Origin of the sequence: Streptomyces kunmingensis (genome assembly GCF_039533535.1) — a bacterium.
Classification (GTDB): Bacteria; Actinomycetota; Actinomycetes; order Streptomycetales; family Streptomycetaceae; genus Streptomyces; species Streptomyces kunmingensis.
On sequence record NZ_BAAATS010000058.1, the window covers coordinates 35395 to 48687 of the forward strand.

A 13293-nucleotide genomic window follows, 5' to 3' on the forward strand; every position below is an offset into this window, starting at 1 on the left:
AACAGAATTTTAGGAGAAGAGCTGTGTCCTCCACCGTTTCTGTACCCGTCGACGACCTCACCGCTGTCACCACGCCCCTGACGGACGCCGCCGCTCTGGCCCGCGCGGACGCGGCCCGGGCCGACGCCGAACAGCGGCTGGATCCCGCGACGGTCGAGGCCCTCTGCCGAGCCGGCCTGCCCGCGCACTTCGTGCCCGCACGCTGGGGCGGCGCCGAGTCGACCTTCGCGCAACTGCTGAGCGACGTGGCCCTGCTGGCCGAGCACTGCCCGTCGGCCGCATGGTGCGCGGCCCTGTGGGCCGCCCACGGCAGATTCTGCGCCTACCTGCCCGAGGCGGGACAGCAGGAGATCTGGCGGCATTCGCCCCGTACCCGCATCGCCGCGGCGATCGCCCCGCCCTCCGGCACGGCACGCAGAACCGCCTCCGGCTGGACCCTCGACGGGACCTGGCAACCCGTCAGCGCCGTCACCCACGCAGAGTGGGTTCTGCTGGCGGCCGCCGAAGCGGACACTGCCGGCCCCGCCCTGCGGGTCTTCGCCGTCCCCGCCGACCGGCTCGTCATCGAGGAGACCTGGGACGCCGTCGGCCTGCGCGCCACCGCCGGACACACGGTCCTCGCCCGTGACGTGCATGTCCCCGACCACCTGACCTTGGACCTGGCCGAGATGCTCGCCGGACGGAGCGCGCCCGGACGCTCCCGCAGCCATGCCGCGCCCGCCCAGCTGGCCGGCGGCCTCATGTTCTGCGCCACCGCGTACGGGGCGGCCCGCCGGGCGCTGCAGCTGTGGACGCACTGGGCCGTGACGCCGTCGGGCAGCACCGGCCGTGTCCGCGCGGCGGCCCCCGCCCTCGCCACCACCCTGGCGACCGCGTCGGCGCGGATCGAGGCGGCCGGTCTGCTGCTGGAGCGTGCGGCCCGGCGCGCCGACGCCGGGACGGTCACCGGCGTGCTGGTCGCGTCGAACCAGCGGGACGCCGCGGTCGCGGCGCAGATGCTGGCCGACGCGGTGGGGGAGCTGATGCGCGGCGGGTCCCACATGCTCGACGCGCGCGGGGAACTGCACCGGATGTGGAGGGACGTGCACACGGTGGCCGCGCATGCGGTGCTGCGCGTCGAGGGGGCGGCCACGGCCTTCGCCGCGGCCGCGACGGACGGAGAGCGGTGAGGACGGCCGGGAGACGGCCGGCGGCGGCGGTGCGTGGAGGTGCGGCACGGCCGGCTACCTCCGCGCCGGCGCCGCACGGCGCGTGGCCGTCCGGGCCGCCGGGGCAGGACCGGCGCTCATCGCCCGCTCCCGCTCGCGGTAGAAGCTGATCTTCCAGTCCAGTTGGCGCAGGGTCGCCGTCATGCCCTCCACCTGGGCGCCCGCTCGCGCGCGATGCACCTCCAGCAGATGCCGCCGCTCGGCGACCGTGGCGTCACCGCCCCGGGTCAGTTCCATGTACTGGGTCATCTCCGCCAGCGGCATGCCTGTGCTGCGCAGGTGGTTGAGGAACTCCAGCCAGCGAAGGTGGGCCGGATGGTAGACCCGGTCGCCTCCGGCCGGCGCGGCGTCGGAGCCGAGGTCGATCAGGCCCTCGTCCTCGAACCAGCGCAGCACGTCCGGGGTGAGCCCTGCGATGCGGGCCAGGTCGTCCCGCGTGTAGGTGGTGGGCCGCGATGTGGAGGGCATACGGGCGTCCTTTGCTCGGAAGATGCGTGCTCTGGGCGTGCTGGATGCGCTGCTGCCGGGTGGCCGGTCCGGCGGAGCGAGGCGTGGGGCACGCGGTGCGCACCGCTGCCGGCGGGCGCGCGTGCGCGAGCCGTGGGAGTCCGGGCCGACAGGTCCGGGCAGTTTTGATTCCTTCGTAAAGGTATTTTATGAGGGCCCGCAGCGCAACCGCAACCACAACCGTCGCCTTCGCCGCGACCTGGCGTGGGGGCGGGTGAGTGGGTGAGCGGCGGGCCATGGAGCGTAGATCCAACCATCTAGTTGGTTGTAATGGTCGGCGCTCCGGACGTGGCGCGTAACGCGTAGCGCGTAGGCGCGGGAGTGGGCGCGCGACCCTCCAGTCGCGGCCCACCCCGAGGGCGCTCGTTCAGACGGCGCTGCGCTCGCCGATGACGCTGTCGATGATGGCCTCGCCGTGCCGGATGATGCTGGCGCGCAGCAGGCTCCAGCTCGCCTCGGTGTCGTGCCCCGGACCGAGCATCAGGCGCCGCTGCTGCGGCACGATGAAGGGCCAGGAGGACAGCCCGACGAGTTCGAGCAGGATGCGCGCCGCCTCGGTGGGATCGTCGATGCCCAGCGCCATGCTCAGGGCGACGGTCTTGCGGACGTAGTAGGTCTCGCGTTCCTTCTCGTCGGGGATCGGCTGATCGCGGTAGTGCAGGCCCTCCCAGGCCAGCAGGGAGACCAGGTCGCCGTGCGTGCGGTGGTAGTCGAAGACGTCGCCCACGTAGGAGCGCAGGCCCTCCTCGGTCGTGGGGATGGGCACCATGGACCCCATGTGCTGGTACACCTTCGCCATCACGGCGGAGAAGAGCATCTCCTTGTTGCCGAAGTAGGCGTAGATGCGCTGCTTGTTGACGCCGGAGCGTTCGGCGATGCGGTCCACGCGGGCGCCCGCCAGGCCGAACTCGGAGAACTCCGCCTGCGCGGCCTCCAGAAGCTTCTCGCGGGTCTGCTGACTCTTGGCCGTGGGTGTCATGGAGAGAGGGTATCGCAGAACCAACCAACTGGATAGTTGGCTCCGGGGCGGCCAACCGGGGTGGCGACGGGTCCAGAGAAAAACCAACTAGATGGTTGCATCGGCGTGCGGTCCCGTTCTACGGTTTGGCCATCGGAACCGCCGCCGAGCACCGGGCGGGGCCGGAGCACTACGACATTTCGTCATCACTGCAGGCCGTTCCCCTCGGGGGGCGCCCCACCTAGGAGATCCAAATGCCGAGCGCAACCCAGCCTCTTCTGCTCGTGGGCGACCGATTCGCCGGATTCACCGTCCAGGACACCGTGCGGACCGTCACCCAGCTGATCGAGGACCTGCACCAGGGGGTGTACAGCGACGGCGGCGAACCGATCCGCATACGAGCGGGCCAGGGCGTCACGCTGGAGGACTACGAGGCGATCTGGGACGAGTTCGTCCTGCGCGGCCTGTCCGGCCGCCTCGACTTCCCCTACGCCGAACCCGCCCTCGCCGGCCGGGGCGAGGCCCACAAGCACTGCGAGACCAACACCCTCATCGCCAATCTGCGCCGGGACGACGACACGACCTTCGCCGCCGATCTGCGCCTGCACAACGACAACGAGATCCTGCTGGACCACCAGACCGGAGAACACGTCCAGGGCATGGTCGCCGTCGAGGCCGCCCGGCAGATGTTCCTCGCCGTCAGCGAACGCTTCTTCGCCTCGCACCACCCGCAGCGGCGCTACTACTACGTCATCGAGTCGATGCACACCGACTTCGAGAACTTCCTCTTCCCCCTCGACGCGTCCATCGAGTACCGGATCACGCGTGCCGACACCGCGGACCCGGCCCGGCTCGCCTTCACCGCCGATGTCAGCATCCTGCAAGCGGGCCGCCGTTCCTCCGTCACCGCGGTGGCCTTCACCGCCTTCGAGGCGCACGTCCTGCAGGCCAAGGAGCACCGCCGCGCGGAGAAGGCCGTCGCCCACCAGTCCCGCGAAGCCGTCACCGCTGTCCCGGCCCCCGCCTTCGCGGCGGCTCCGCAGCCGGCCCTCGCCGCCGCCTGAGGACCTGTCCTCGTGCCCTTGCCCGGCACCCGGACAGGACCCGAGCGGCAGACCCCACAGCCGCACCACCCCCAGAACGCCGGCCGGCGGTGAGCGCGAAAACCACGTCCCCCGCGGCGCGCCACCGCCGGCCGGCTCATCACCCACGTCCCGCACCGGAGTGATCATGACCATCACCGAAGCGACCCCCGTCACCGCTCTCACCCGCACCTACGACCTGAGCGTCACGACGCAGGGCCCCCTGTACCCGCCCAGCGAGATCGTCGACGAGAACGGCGACTTCGTCGTCATCGGCATGATCAACCGCGAGGGCCCGGACGGCACGACCGTCCCCGAGTGGGGCAGCGCGGTGGTCTCACCCGACAGCCCCCTGCCCCCGCTGGGCGAGAAGGCGCCGTACACCATCGTCCGCGAACTGGACGTCGAACCGACCGCCCCGGACGGCCAGGCCGCGCTGTACACGCTGCCGCTCCCGCTGCCGTGCAACAACTACCCGATGCTGTTCGCCCCCGACCAGCGGCCCGATGCCCACCAGGTCGAGCGCCCCAGCTACCCCTTGCACAAGGCCCCCATCCCCGACATGCGCTACGAGGACGGCATCAAGGTCCGCGAACCGATCCGGCTCGCCCAATGGGTGAAAGCCCGCGGCCAGTTGACCGTCCACGTGCCCGAGCACCGCGGGTCGGCCGACTTCTCCTTCGCCTTCACCGGCCTCATCCCGAACAGCCTCTACACCGTCATGTCGCTGCGCGAACACGACCTCGACCCCGCGGGCCCCACCCGTCCCGGCCCGCTCGGCATCCCCAACGCCTTCATCAGCGACGAGAACGGCATGGCCCACTACCGGGCCACCCTGCCCAACCCGTTCCCCGAGGAGGCCGCCGGCTCCAACCGCGTCATCAACGTCGTCGTGCTGTGGATGAGCTACCAGCAGAACTACGGCGGTGCCATCGGCCACTTCGGCCTGGGCGGCGACATCCACGCCCAGCTCAAACTCCGGGGTCCCAGCTTCCAGGAGTTCACCACCGTCCCCGAGGCGTGAGCCCCGGCCCCACCACCCCGACCACCTTTCCAGGGAGAATTCATGACTACGCACACCACCCCCATCGGCATCCTCTCCACCGGCTCCTACCTGCCCGAGCGCATCGTGCCCAACGAGGAGATCGCGCCTGCGGCCGGAGTCGACGCCGACTGGATCGTCCGCAAGACCGGCATCACCCAGCGCCATCGAGCGGCCCCGCACCAGGCCACCTCCGACCTCGCCGCCGCCGCGGCCCTGCGCGCCCTGGACGACGCGGGCCTCAGACCCGACCAGATCTCGTACGTCGTCGTCGCCACGTCCACCCCGGACCATCCGCAGCCCGCCACCGCCGCAATCGTCCAGGGAATGATCGGCGCCACCCGCGCCGCCGCCTTCGACGTCAACTCCGTCTGCAGCGGCTTCGTGTTCGCCCTGACCGCGGCCGAGCGCATGCTGCGCGCCGAGACCGACGGCGATCACCCGCCCTACGCGCTCGTCATCGGCGCCGACATCTACTCGCGGATCCTCGACTACAGCGACCGCAAGACCGCCATCCTCTTCGGTGACGGCGCGGGTGCCGTCGTGCTGGGGCCCGTTCCCGCACACAGCGGCTCCCTCACCACCAGCCTCACCACCCGCGGAGACCTCTACCGGACCATCACCGTCCCGGCCGGCGGCAGCCGCCGGCCCGCCAGCGCGGCCACCGTCCAGGACGGCGCCCACTACTTCACCATGGACGGCCGCGGAGTCCGCGGCTTCGTCAGCGAGCAACTGCCGGGTGCCATAACGGAGTTGCTGAGCAAGGCAGGCGTCTCACCGCGCGAGGTCGGCCACTTCGTCCCCCACCAGGCCAACGCCGTCATGCTCGGTGAGGTCTGGCCCGACCTGCGCCTCGACAACGCCAGCATGCATCTGACCGTCGCGCACCACGGCAACACCGGAGCCGCCTCCGTCCCCATAGCACTGGACACCGTCCACCGCCGGGAACTCCTGGCCGAGGACGACCTCGTCGTCCTCTCCGCGTTCGGCGGCGGCATGTCCGTGGGATCCACCCTCCTGCGCTGGGCCCCCACCCGCCATGCCCGCCGCCCGCGCATCATGGTCGCCTCCATGAACCAGGCGGACCCCCGGGCCGCGCTCCGCGCCGCCCGCCCCCTGGCGGCCGCGGCCGTCTGACCCCTCCGGCCTGACCTGCTACGACCCGATCCGATCCTGTTCATCCCCGGCACGGCCGTCGATGACGGTCCCGAACGGAAGAGGCCCACCATGCACCCGTACCCCTCCACCCCCGCAGGTTCCGCCACCTCGTCAGGTGCTGCGCACCACAGGCGCCGGCCCGAGCCGGTCTGCCCGAGGACACCGCCCCTGCGGTTCCCCGGCGAGAGCGAGGACGACCTGCGCTCGGATCACATCTGCCGGGGCATCGACTGACCGCCGCCGGACAGTGCGACAGCGGGCTGCCGCCGACGGCTCTCCGGATCGCTCCTGTTCAGCCCCCGCACCGCCTGGTCGGCGTCCGCGACGGCCTGGAAGATCCGGTCGGTGCGCACGAGCAACGCGGCCCCGGCCGAGGTCAGTTCGACCGGCAGACGGCCGCGCCGATGGAACAACTCCGTTCCCAGCGACCGCTCAAGGCCCCGGATCTGACCCGTGATCGTGGACTGGGCGCAGAACATGTTGCTGGCCGCCCTCGTGAAGCTGCGGGCCCGGGCCACCTCGCGAAATGCCCGAAGCTGGTGCAGTTCCATCATCGTTCCCCTTCCAGGTCGCGCTCGACGGTCCGCGGCGATGCCACACGAACACTGCTTAAGATACCTCCGCGAACGTATTTTAACCTCCGGCTCGCCCATGCCGCGCCCCGACCGGGACCGGACCCGGCCTCTGACGCCGACCCCTGGGTCCCCGCGCCGACAAGTGAAATCACGGATTCGCATAGCTGTTGAAACCTTCGAGAAGGTTTGTTTCTCTCCTGATGCGGAGCGCCGCCCGGTGCCCCGTCAAGGTCAGGCAGGCCTCACGGAGGAACCCATGCGCAGTGTCTCCACCGCCAGGAGCGCGACCGCCCATCCCGCGCCAGACGCCGCATCACTCGTCGTGGACGCCCTGGGGGCCATCAACTGGATGCCCGGGAGCGGTTCCCTCGACGGGGAGACCTCCGGAGGCGGGGCCCGCGCCGCAGAGGTGGACGGCGCCGCACTGTGGGGGCTGCCCACGGACGGCCTGTTCGGTCAGCTGTGGGTCACCGCGCACGACTCCTTGCGAGGCGCGGAGCTGGGAATCCATGGCGCCTCCGCCTGACCATAAGATACCTTCGCGAAGGAATACCTGAGGGGTGGGGACCAGCATGAGCAGCACGACCACGGCAATGACCACGGCAACGGCAACGGCAACGGCAACGGCAACCAGACCGGCATACCTCGTCTTCAGCGACGTAGACGAAACGCTCATCGACTGCAAGAGCATGTTCGACTTCCTGCACTTCGCCCTCGTGCACCTGCACGGCGCCGAAGGCGAAGCGCTCTACCGCGCCACCCGCACCCGCCTCGACGCGATGTCCGCGTCCGGCGCGGCCCGCGCGGACGTCAACCGCGCGTACTACAAGTCGGCCTGGGCCGGCCACGACGCGCAGCAGCTCACCGACCTCGGCCGGGCCTGGTACGGCCGACGCACCTCGCAGCCAGGGTTCTTCATCGAGGAGACCCTCCACGCGCTGCGCCGCCACCAGCGACAGGGCGCCGACGTCATCCTCGTCAGCGGCTCCTTCAGCCCTTGCCTGACCCCGATCGCCGAGGCGGTGGACGCCGCCCGCGTCCTGAGCACCGAACCCGTCGTCCATCAGGGCGTCCTCACCGGCGACGTCGGCCGGCCCATGATCGGAGAGGGCAAGCGTGCGGCTGTGCTCCGCGTCCTTGCCGAGCACCCTCACCTCAGCCCCCGGTCCTGCTACGCCTACGGGGACCATGTCTCCGACGCGCCGATGATGGACTGCGTCGGCAATCCGCGCGCCGTCGGGAACGACCCCCGCCTGCGCGCCTACCTCGCTGAGCGCACCCAGGCGTCGACGCGCGACCCGGCCCACGAGGGAGCGGCGCTCGCCTGCTGGTCCATGGGGTGCGCCGGGCACGAGGCGACCGACCCCCGCCTGTGCGCCCAGGCCTGCTGACGCGCCATCACGCAATCTCTCTCGTACGGACCACCGGTCTCCGGGCCGGCCGAGGCCGGTCACGGGGCCGGCCGGGAGCCGGTCACGAGGCCGGCCAAAGGAGCTTCCACCGCAATGCACCGCAGGGAACTCGGCCGCCAGGGACTGACGACGTCAGCACTGGGCTACGGCGCGATGGGCATCTCGATGTTCTACGGCCCCAGCGACCGGCAGCAGGCCGTCGCGGCCATCCACCAGGCCCATGACCTCGGCGTCACCCTTTTCGACACTGCCGAGCTCTACGGCTGGGGCGAGAACGAGAGGTTCCTGGGGCGTGCCGTCGCCGGCTTCCGCGACGACATCGTCCTCACCACCAAATTCGGCTTCACCCGGGATCTCGGCCGGGACAGCCGCCCCAGCCATATTCGCGAGGTCGTCGATGCCGGCCTGAGCCGACTCGGCGTCGACCACATCGACCTCCTCTACCAACACCGCGTCGACCCCGACGTCCCCATCGAGGACGTGGCCGGCGCCGTCAAGGAACTGATCGACGCGGGCAAGGTCGGCCACTTCGGTCTGAGCGAAGCCGGCCCCAGGACGATCCGTCGCGCCCACGCGGTGCAGCCGGTGTCCGTCCTGCAGACCGAGTACTCCCTGTTCGAGCGCGACTGTGAACAGCTCTTCCCCACGCTCGAGGAGCTCGGCATCGGCTTCGTCGCCTACTCCCCGCTCGGCCGCGGTTTCATCACCGGAACCGCCAGGCCCGCCGGACAGTACGCCCAGGGCGACATGCGCAACCACGACCAGCGCTGGCAGCCCGGCAACTACGAGAAGAACGTCGAAGCCGTGCGCCGGCTCGGTGAACTCGCCGCCGGCCGCGGCATCACCGTCTCCCAGCTGGCCCTCGCCTGGCTTCTCGGACGCGGTGACCACATCGTGCCCATCCCCGGCACCCGCGCCCCCCACCGCGTCATCGAGAACGTCCGGGCCGCGCGGATCACTCTCACCGACGACGAACTGACCGCCATCGACCGCATCCTCCCCGCGGGAGGCTTCGGCGCCCGCTACACCACCCACATGCCGCGCTGGGAGTAACCGGTAGTCCCCTCGGCAGAGCAGAAGGCCACCGGCTACCCAGCCGGTGGCCTTCTGCTCGTACTGCTCGAAGGGTCTACTTGAGGGTCTTCTTGGTCAGCCGGGGCAGCAGCAGGCCTGTGCCCGCGGCCGTCACGAGCAGCATCACCACGCAGATGACGAAGCTGGTGTTCATGCCGCGCTGGAAGTGGGCGGTGTCGGCGATGAGGGCACCGAACACCGCGACGGCGATGCAACTGCCGACCTGGCGGAAGGTGTTGAGCATGGCCGCCGCGGTGCCCGCACGCTCGCCGTCGATGTTCTCCATGATGGCCGCGGTCAGGGACGGGACCGCGAAGCCGCCGCCCAGGCCGATCGGGACCAGCAGCAGTACCGGGATGAGGTAGGCCGTGGAGGAGGACACCGTCAGCATGAGCAGGCTGCCGGCCGTCATGACCAGTTGGCCGATGGTCATCGGCAGCCAGGCTCCCTTGCGTCCGGCCAGCTTCACGCTGGCCATGTTCACCACCGAGATCAGTGCACACATGGGGATGAACATGGCACCGGTGCTGATCGGGGAAGCGCCGCGCACCTGCTGGAAGTACATGCCGAGCAGGAAGATGGCGCCGTAGAAGACGGCGTTGATGGAGAAGCCGGCCGTCAGGCAGACGACCACGGTGCGGGACTTGAAGATGCTCAGCGGCACCATCGGCTGCTCGAGGCGCTTCTGCCGCGTCGCGAAGACCACCGCTGCCACCACGGTCAGGGCCAGGGAGCCCAGGACGGCCGGGCTGCCCCAGCTCTCGCGACCGCCCTCGATGACGGCGTAGGTGAGGCTGGACAGGGACGTGACGATGGACAGCTGGCTGAGCATGTCGATGGGCGCCCGGCGGCGTGGCGAGGCCGCGATGCGGGTCAGCAGGGCGAGGCCGAGCACTCCGACAGGAAGGTTGAGGTAGAACACGGCACGCCAGCTCAGGCCGCTGGTGAGCATGCCGCCGATGACCGGGCCGAGGGCGACGGCCACGGAGCCTGCCGCGGTCCAGATGGCGATGGCACGCGCCCGCTTGCCGGGGTCGGAGTACGTCTGCCGGATCAGGGCCAGAGAGGCGGGCACCATGAGGGCGGCCGCGCCGCCCTGCACCATCCGGGCGCCGATGAGGGTGGCGAGGTTCGGGGCGATGCCGCAGGCGAGGGAGGCGACGGTGAACAGGCCAAGTCCCCAGGCGTAGGCGCGACTTGCGCCGATGCGGTCCGAGAACGTGCCGGCCGTCAACATGAACGCGGCGAACATCAGGGTGTATCCGTCGATGATCCACTGCAGGTCCGCCATCGAGCCGCTGAGGCTGTCGGAGATGGCTGGAAGGGCCACGTTGACGACGGATCCGTCGAGGCTGATGACGAAGAAGGCGAGCAGGGACGCGGCGAGGACGACGCCTTGGGGCGAGCGCCGCGGCAAAGTGGGTGCGGGAGCCGGTTCGGCCGGCGGCAGGTCGGTTCGGGGGGACCGGGTCAGGATGGCCATGGGGATTCTCCTCAGTGACAGCCGGGGGGAGGGGCGGTGGGGGTCAGACCTTCGCGGGAACGGTGCGACGGCTGAGGGCGGCGAATTCCGGGTCGGTCCCCATCACCCCGCCCTCGCCCCAGCGGTTCTGCGGGATCTCCTGGATGTAGACGGTGATCTTGTCCATCGGGGCGCCGATGACGCGGTGGACCGTGGCGGTCAGTTCCTCGATGAGCTCCTGGCACTTCTCGTCGGTCTGGTTGGGCCAGGTGGTCATGGACAGGATGGGCATGGCGGGACTCCAGGTCTGGGGCTGTGGCTGAGGACGTGTGAAGGGGTGCTGCCTGCTCGGCTCAGAGGCCGGCCGAGGCGCCGCCGTCGAGCGTGATCGAGGCACCGGTCAGGTGCTTGGCGGCGGGGGAGAGCAAGTAGTTGACGGTCTGTGCGACGTCGGCCGGTTCGGCGAGGGTGCCCAGGGGTGACTGCGCCGCGACGTGCGCGCTGATCTCCTGCGCCGTGGCACCGGAGCGGTCGCCGATCGCCGCGGCGATCTCGTCCCACAGGGGGGTGCGTACGGCACCGGGATCGAGGACGTTGACACGGATTCCGGAGCGTCCGAGGTCCTTGGAGATGGACTTGGCGAAGACCGCGAGAGCCGCGTTGATCGCGCCGTTCACCGGGAAGAGCGGATCGGGGTCCTTGCGGAAGACACCGCTGATCATGACCATGGAGCCGCCGCCGGCCGCGGCCATCGGGCCTGCCAGCGCCCGGGCGAGCCGGACGGCTCCCATGAGCTTGCCGTTGAAGGTGGCGTGCCACATCGCGTCGGTGGTTTCCGCGAGCGGAGCCAGGGGGCCGTCTCCGGCGGAGTGCACCAGGCCGGTCACCCGGCCGAGCTCGGCCACCAGTGCGGCGACGCACGAGTCGACCGACGCGGTGGAGTTGATGTCCGTCTCGTAGGTGAAGAGACGGCCGGCGGCGCCGATGCGGTCTTCGATGGTGCGGCGCGTCTGCTCGAGCCGGTTCTTGTTCCGGCCGAGCAGCGCGACGGTCGCGCCGGAGCGGGCGAGCTCGTCGACGATGGCCGATCCCATTCCACCGGTGGCACCGCTGACGACGATGACGGGGGCGGGGGTGTCCACGGAGACCACGGGGATTCCTCTCTCTGCCGGGGACGTCCCCCGGTGCGGGCGGAGCAGGTGGGGAGGGTGAACCTCGTGCCGGGCTCCGTGGTGACGAAGGTAGCTCTCCACACGCCCTGACGCAACCATCTAGTTGGTTTTCTGGGCGGGGCCGGTCTGTACAGAGGGGATCGTGGGGGAGGCCGCCGCCGGCTCCCGGAAGTATGGCGAGACGGGTAACCAGCATCTCGATCCGCCTTCAACTGCTGCTCAGAGACGGTCTCTACGGGCGTGGTGGCTCATGGAGCTGGGAAGTGCCCGGAGCGGCGCGGCGCCTTCGGTCCGCGTGAGCCGCTGCGATCGAGAAGCCCGATCGCAGACTCGTAAAACCAACCGGATGGTTGCAACAGAGGGGCCGCGCCCTCTACGTTCTTCTCAGCGCGGACCACCGCCGCAAGGCGACCGCGCAGGGCTGGACCCGCCCGTCGTCCGCGCCGCACCGCGGCCCTTCCCGCACCGGCGGCGCACTCCGCACTCCGGCCCCAACCCACAACTTTTCTAGGAGACCCCGCCCATGTCCGCCAACGCCGCGCTCATCACCGCCACCGAACTGTTCGCCAAGCCCGAGCAGATCGACGCCATCACCGAGGCCTGGCAGCACCACAACGACGCCTCCGCGTTCGCCGGCCGCATCCTCTACCGCGGACTGGAGACCAACTCCGTACTCGAGCTGGCCCCCCTCGGCGGCTTCGACCGGATGGAAGAACTGCGCGCCGACTGGTGGAAGCTCTGGGAGGCCGTCGGCCCGCTGGGGGAGGGCGACTTCCGCCGCCAGCTCCTGCAGTTCGTGGAGGCACCCAAGCCCGCCGCGGGCCCGCTCCCCGACACCCGCTACGTGCAGATGCGCCACGTCGAGGTCGTGCCGCGCGTCTACCGCCAGTACCGCGCCTGGCGCGAGGAGACCATCTTCGACGTGGTGCGCACCTCCGAGGAGGTCGTCAGCTTCCAGGCCTTCCACTCGCTGGCCAGCACCGAGCCGGGCGTGATGTTCGTGTCGGGCTTCGACGCCGACCCCGCCAAGTACCTGGAGGCCTTCACCTCGCCCCGCTACCAGCAGATCGTCCGCGAGGCCGGCGACACCTACATCACCGGCGGGGACAACGGCCTGTACACGCGCATCTACGAGCGCGTCACGAACTGAGAGCCTGCGTCATGACCCCGGCCGGGCCCGGCGCACCCACAGAACGATCGCGCGGGCGGGGGGTCCGGCCCAGGGAGTGCGATGACACAGGGCCGCGGCCGGGTTCCTCCCGCCCACGCGATCCCCGCCGGCCCCGGACCACAGCGGCGACCGACCGCTCCGGGGCCGGCGATCCCGTGCCGACCGACACCCGTGCACAAGGCCGGTTGCAGCAAGCGATGCGCCGTACGCCGCGCCACTCCCTCCCGCGTCAGCCTGTTGCAGGGCACAGAACCCCTCCGGGCGGCCGTCATCGGCATCACCCTCGGCGGCGACCGCCTCGGTCGGCCCGGGGTCCTCGGAGCGGCGCTCATCCTGGGTGGCACCTTCTGGGGCGGCGCGCCCCACGAAGCCCCGCCCCCGACGCGCGCCCGAACCGCCCAGCCGGCCTAGGGCCAATGCCGTGACTCTGTTGGTGATCTTGTCGGGGTGCTGACGGCGGTCGCTGGCGGTG

Annotated in this window: 14 protein-coding genes and 1 pseudogene; 9 read left to right on the top strand and 6 right to left on the bottom strand. The window is 70.7% G+C overall.

Annotated elements, in window-relative coordinates; all coding sequences use genetic code 11:
• The first annotated feature begins 23 nt into the window (after positions 1–23).
• Entirely contained in the window at positions 24–1169 is a 1146-nt protein-coding gene (locus tag ABD366_RS41320; RefSeq protein WP_324776982.1) for an acyl-CoA dehydrogenase family protein, read from the top strand.
• 54 nt (positions 1170–1223) lie between these two features.
• Here ABD366_RS41320 and ABD366_RS41325 read toward each other — a convergent pair whose 3' ends face one another.
• Positions 1224–1676: a MerR family transcriptional regulator gene (locus tag ABD366_RS41325; RefSeq protein ID WP_324776980.1), complete on the bottom strand. Its 453-nt coding sequence runs from the start codon at positions 1674–1676 to the stop codon at positions 1224–1226.
• 406 nt (positions 1677–2082) lie between these two features.
• Positions 2083–2694 carry a TetR/AcrR family transcriptional regulator gene (locus tag ABD366_RS41330; protein ID WP_324776978.1) on the bottom strand — a complete coding sequence of 204 codons (612 nt, stop codon included), beginning with the start codon at positions 2692–2694 and terminating at the stop codon, positions 2083–2085.
• A 233-nt stretch (positions 2695–2927) separates the two neighbouring features.
• On the opposite strand from ABD366_RS41330, the gene ABD366_RS41335 reads away from it, so the two are divergent.
• The 3 genes from ABD366_RS41335 (at position 2928) to ABD366_RS41345 (ending at position 5934) form a co-directional block, all read left to right on the top strand.
• Complete coding sequence (locus tag ABD366_RS41335) at positions 2928–3737, top strand: AfsA-related hotdog domain-containing protein (RefSeq protein ID WP_324776976.1); 810 nt, start codon at positions 2928–2930, stop codon at positions 3735–3737.
• Positions 3738–3903: 166 nt separating this feature from the next.
• Positions 3904–4779: a hypothetical protein gene (locus tag ABD366_RS41340; protein WP_324776974.1), complete on the top strand. Its 876-nt coding sequence runs from the start codon at positions 3904–3906 to the stop codon at positions 4777–4779.
• Positions 4780–4821: 42 nt separating this feature from the next.
• The gene (locus tag ABD366_RS41345) at positions 4822–5934 is read left to right on the top strand and encodes a 3-oxoacyl-ACP synthase III family protein (protein WP_324776972.1); all 1113 of its coding nucleotides are present in this window, start codon (positions 4822–4824) and stop codon (positions 5932–5934) included.
• 230 nt (positions 5935–6164) lie between these two features.
• Here ABD366_RS41345 and ABD366_RS41350 read toward each other — a convergent pair whose 3' ends face one another.
• Entirely contained in the window at positions 6165–6509 is a 345-nt protein-coding gene (locus ABD366_RS41350) for a LysR family transcriptional regulator (protein WP_324776970.1), read from the bottom strand.
• A gap of 277 nt (positions 6510–6786) precedes the next feature.
• Here ABD366_RS41350 and ABD366_RS41355 point away from each other — a divergent pair, with 277 nt between their 5' ends.
• The 3 genes from ABD366_RS41355 to ABD366_RS41365 all read left to right on the top strand — a co-directional run bounded on the left by ABD366_RS41355 (position 6787) and on the right by ABD366_RS41365 (position 8995).
• A complete protein-coding gene (locus tag ABD366_RS41355) occupies positions 6787–7056 on the top strand; it encodes a hypothetical protein (protein WP_324776967.1) in 270 nt (89 codons plus the stop codon).
• Positions 7057–7102: 46 nt separating this feature from the next.
• Positions 7103–7921 carry an HAD family hydrolase gene (locus ABD366_RS41360; protein ID WP_324776965.1) on the top strand — a complete coding sequence of 273 codons (819 nt, stop codon included), beginning with the start codon at positions 7103–7105 and terminating at the stop codon, positions 7919–7921.
• A gap of 114 nt (positions 7922–8035) precedes the next feature.
• Positions 8036–8995: an aldo/keto reductase gene (locus ABD366_RS41365; RefSeq protein WP_324776962.1), complete on the top strand. Its 960-nt coding sequence runs from the start codon at positions 8036–8038 to the stop codon at positions 8993–8995.
• 76 nt (positions 8996–9071) lie between these two features.
• Here the strand turns inward: ABD366_RS41365 and ABD366_RS41370 are convergent, their stop codons facing one another.
• The 3 genes from ABD366_RS41370 to ABD366_RS41380 all read right to left on the bottom strand — a co-directional run bounded on the left by ABD366_RS41370 (position 9072) and on the right by ABD366_RS41380 (position 11629).
• Positions 9072–10499: an MFS transporter gene (locus ABD366_RS41370; RefSeq protein WP_324776960.1), complete on the bottom strand. Its 1428-nt coding sequence runs from the start codon at positions 10497–10499 to the stop codon at positions 9072–9074.
• Between the two features lie 43 nt (positions 10500–10542).
• The gene (locus ABD366_RS41375; RefSeq protein ID WP_324776958.1) at positions 10543–10770 is read right to left on the bottom strand and encodes a tautomerase family protein; all 228 of its coding nucleotides are present in this window, start codon (positions 10768–10770) and stop codon (positions 10543–10545) included.
• 61 nt (positions 10771–10831) lie between these two features.
• Positions 10832–11629, bottom strand: coding sequence for an SDR family NAD(P)-dependent oxidoreductase (locus ABD366_RS41380; protein ID WP_324776956.1), 798 nt, complete (start codon positions 11627–11629; stop codon positions 10832–10834).
• A 544-nt stretch (positions 11630–12173) separates the two neighbouring features.
• Here ABD366_RS41380 and ABD366_RS41385 point away from each other — a divergent pair.
• Positions 12174–12800 (top strand): hypothetical protein, encoded by a 627-nt coding sequence (locus ABD366_RS41385; RefSeq protein ID WP_324776954.1) that lies wholly within the window; start codon positions 12174–12176, stop codon positions 12798–12800.
• Positions 12801–13022: 222 nt separating this feature from the next.
• Positions 13023–13232, top strand: a pseudogene (locus ABD366_RS41390) (EamA family transporter); the annotation flags it as partial.
• Positions 13233–13293: the final 61 nt, after the last annotated feature.

Coding starts and splice junctions, on each gene's coding strand:
- ABD366_RS41325 (WP_324776980.1), bottom strand. CDS start 1,676: ATGCCCTCCACATCGCGGCCCACCACCTACACGCGGGACGACCTGGCC.
- ABD366_RS41330 (WP_324776978.1), bottom strand. CDS start 2,694: ATGACACCCACGGCCAAGAGTCAGCAGACCCGCGAGAAGCTTCTGGAG.
- ABD366_RS41335 (WP_324776976.1), top strand. CDS start 2,928: ATGCCGAGCGCAACCCAGCCTCTTCTGCTCGTGGGCGACCGATTCGCC.
- ABD366_RS41340 (WP_324776974.1), top strand. CDS start 3,904: ATGACCATCACCGAAGCGACCCCCGTCACCGCTCTCACCCGCACCTAC.
- ABD366_RS41345 (WP_324776972.1), top strand. CDS start 4,822: ATGACTACGCACACCACCCCCATCGGCATCCTCTCCACCGGCTCCTAC.
- ABD366_RS41350 (WP_324776970.1), bottom strand. CDS start 6,509: ATGATGGAACTGCACCAGCTTCGGGCATTTCGCGAGGTGGCCCGGGCC.
- ABD366_RS41355 (WP_324776967.1), top strand. CDS start 6,787: ATGCGCAGTGTCTCCACCGCCAGGAGCGCGACCGCCCATCCCGCGCCA.
- ABD366_RS41360 (WP_324776965.1), top strand. CDS start 7,103: ATGAGCAGCACGACCACGGCAATGACCACGGCAACGGCAACGGCAACG.
- ABD366_RS41365 (WP_324776962.1), top strand. CDS start 8,036: ATGCACCGCAGGGAACTCGGCCGCCAGGGACTGACGACGTCAGCACTG.
- ABD366_RS41370 (WP_324776960.1), bottom strand. CDS start 10,499: ATGGCCATCCTGACCCGGTCCCCCCGAACCGACCTGCCGCCGGCCGAA.
- ABD366_RS41375 (WP_324776958.1), bottom strand. CDS start 10,770: ATGCCCATCCTGTCCATGACCACCTGGCCCAACCAGACCGACGAGAAG.
- ABD366_RS41385 (WP_324776954.1), top strand. CDS start 12,174: ATGTCCGCCAACGCCGCGCTCATCACCGCCACCGAACTGTTCGCCAAG.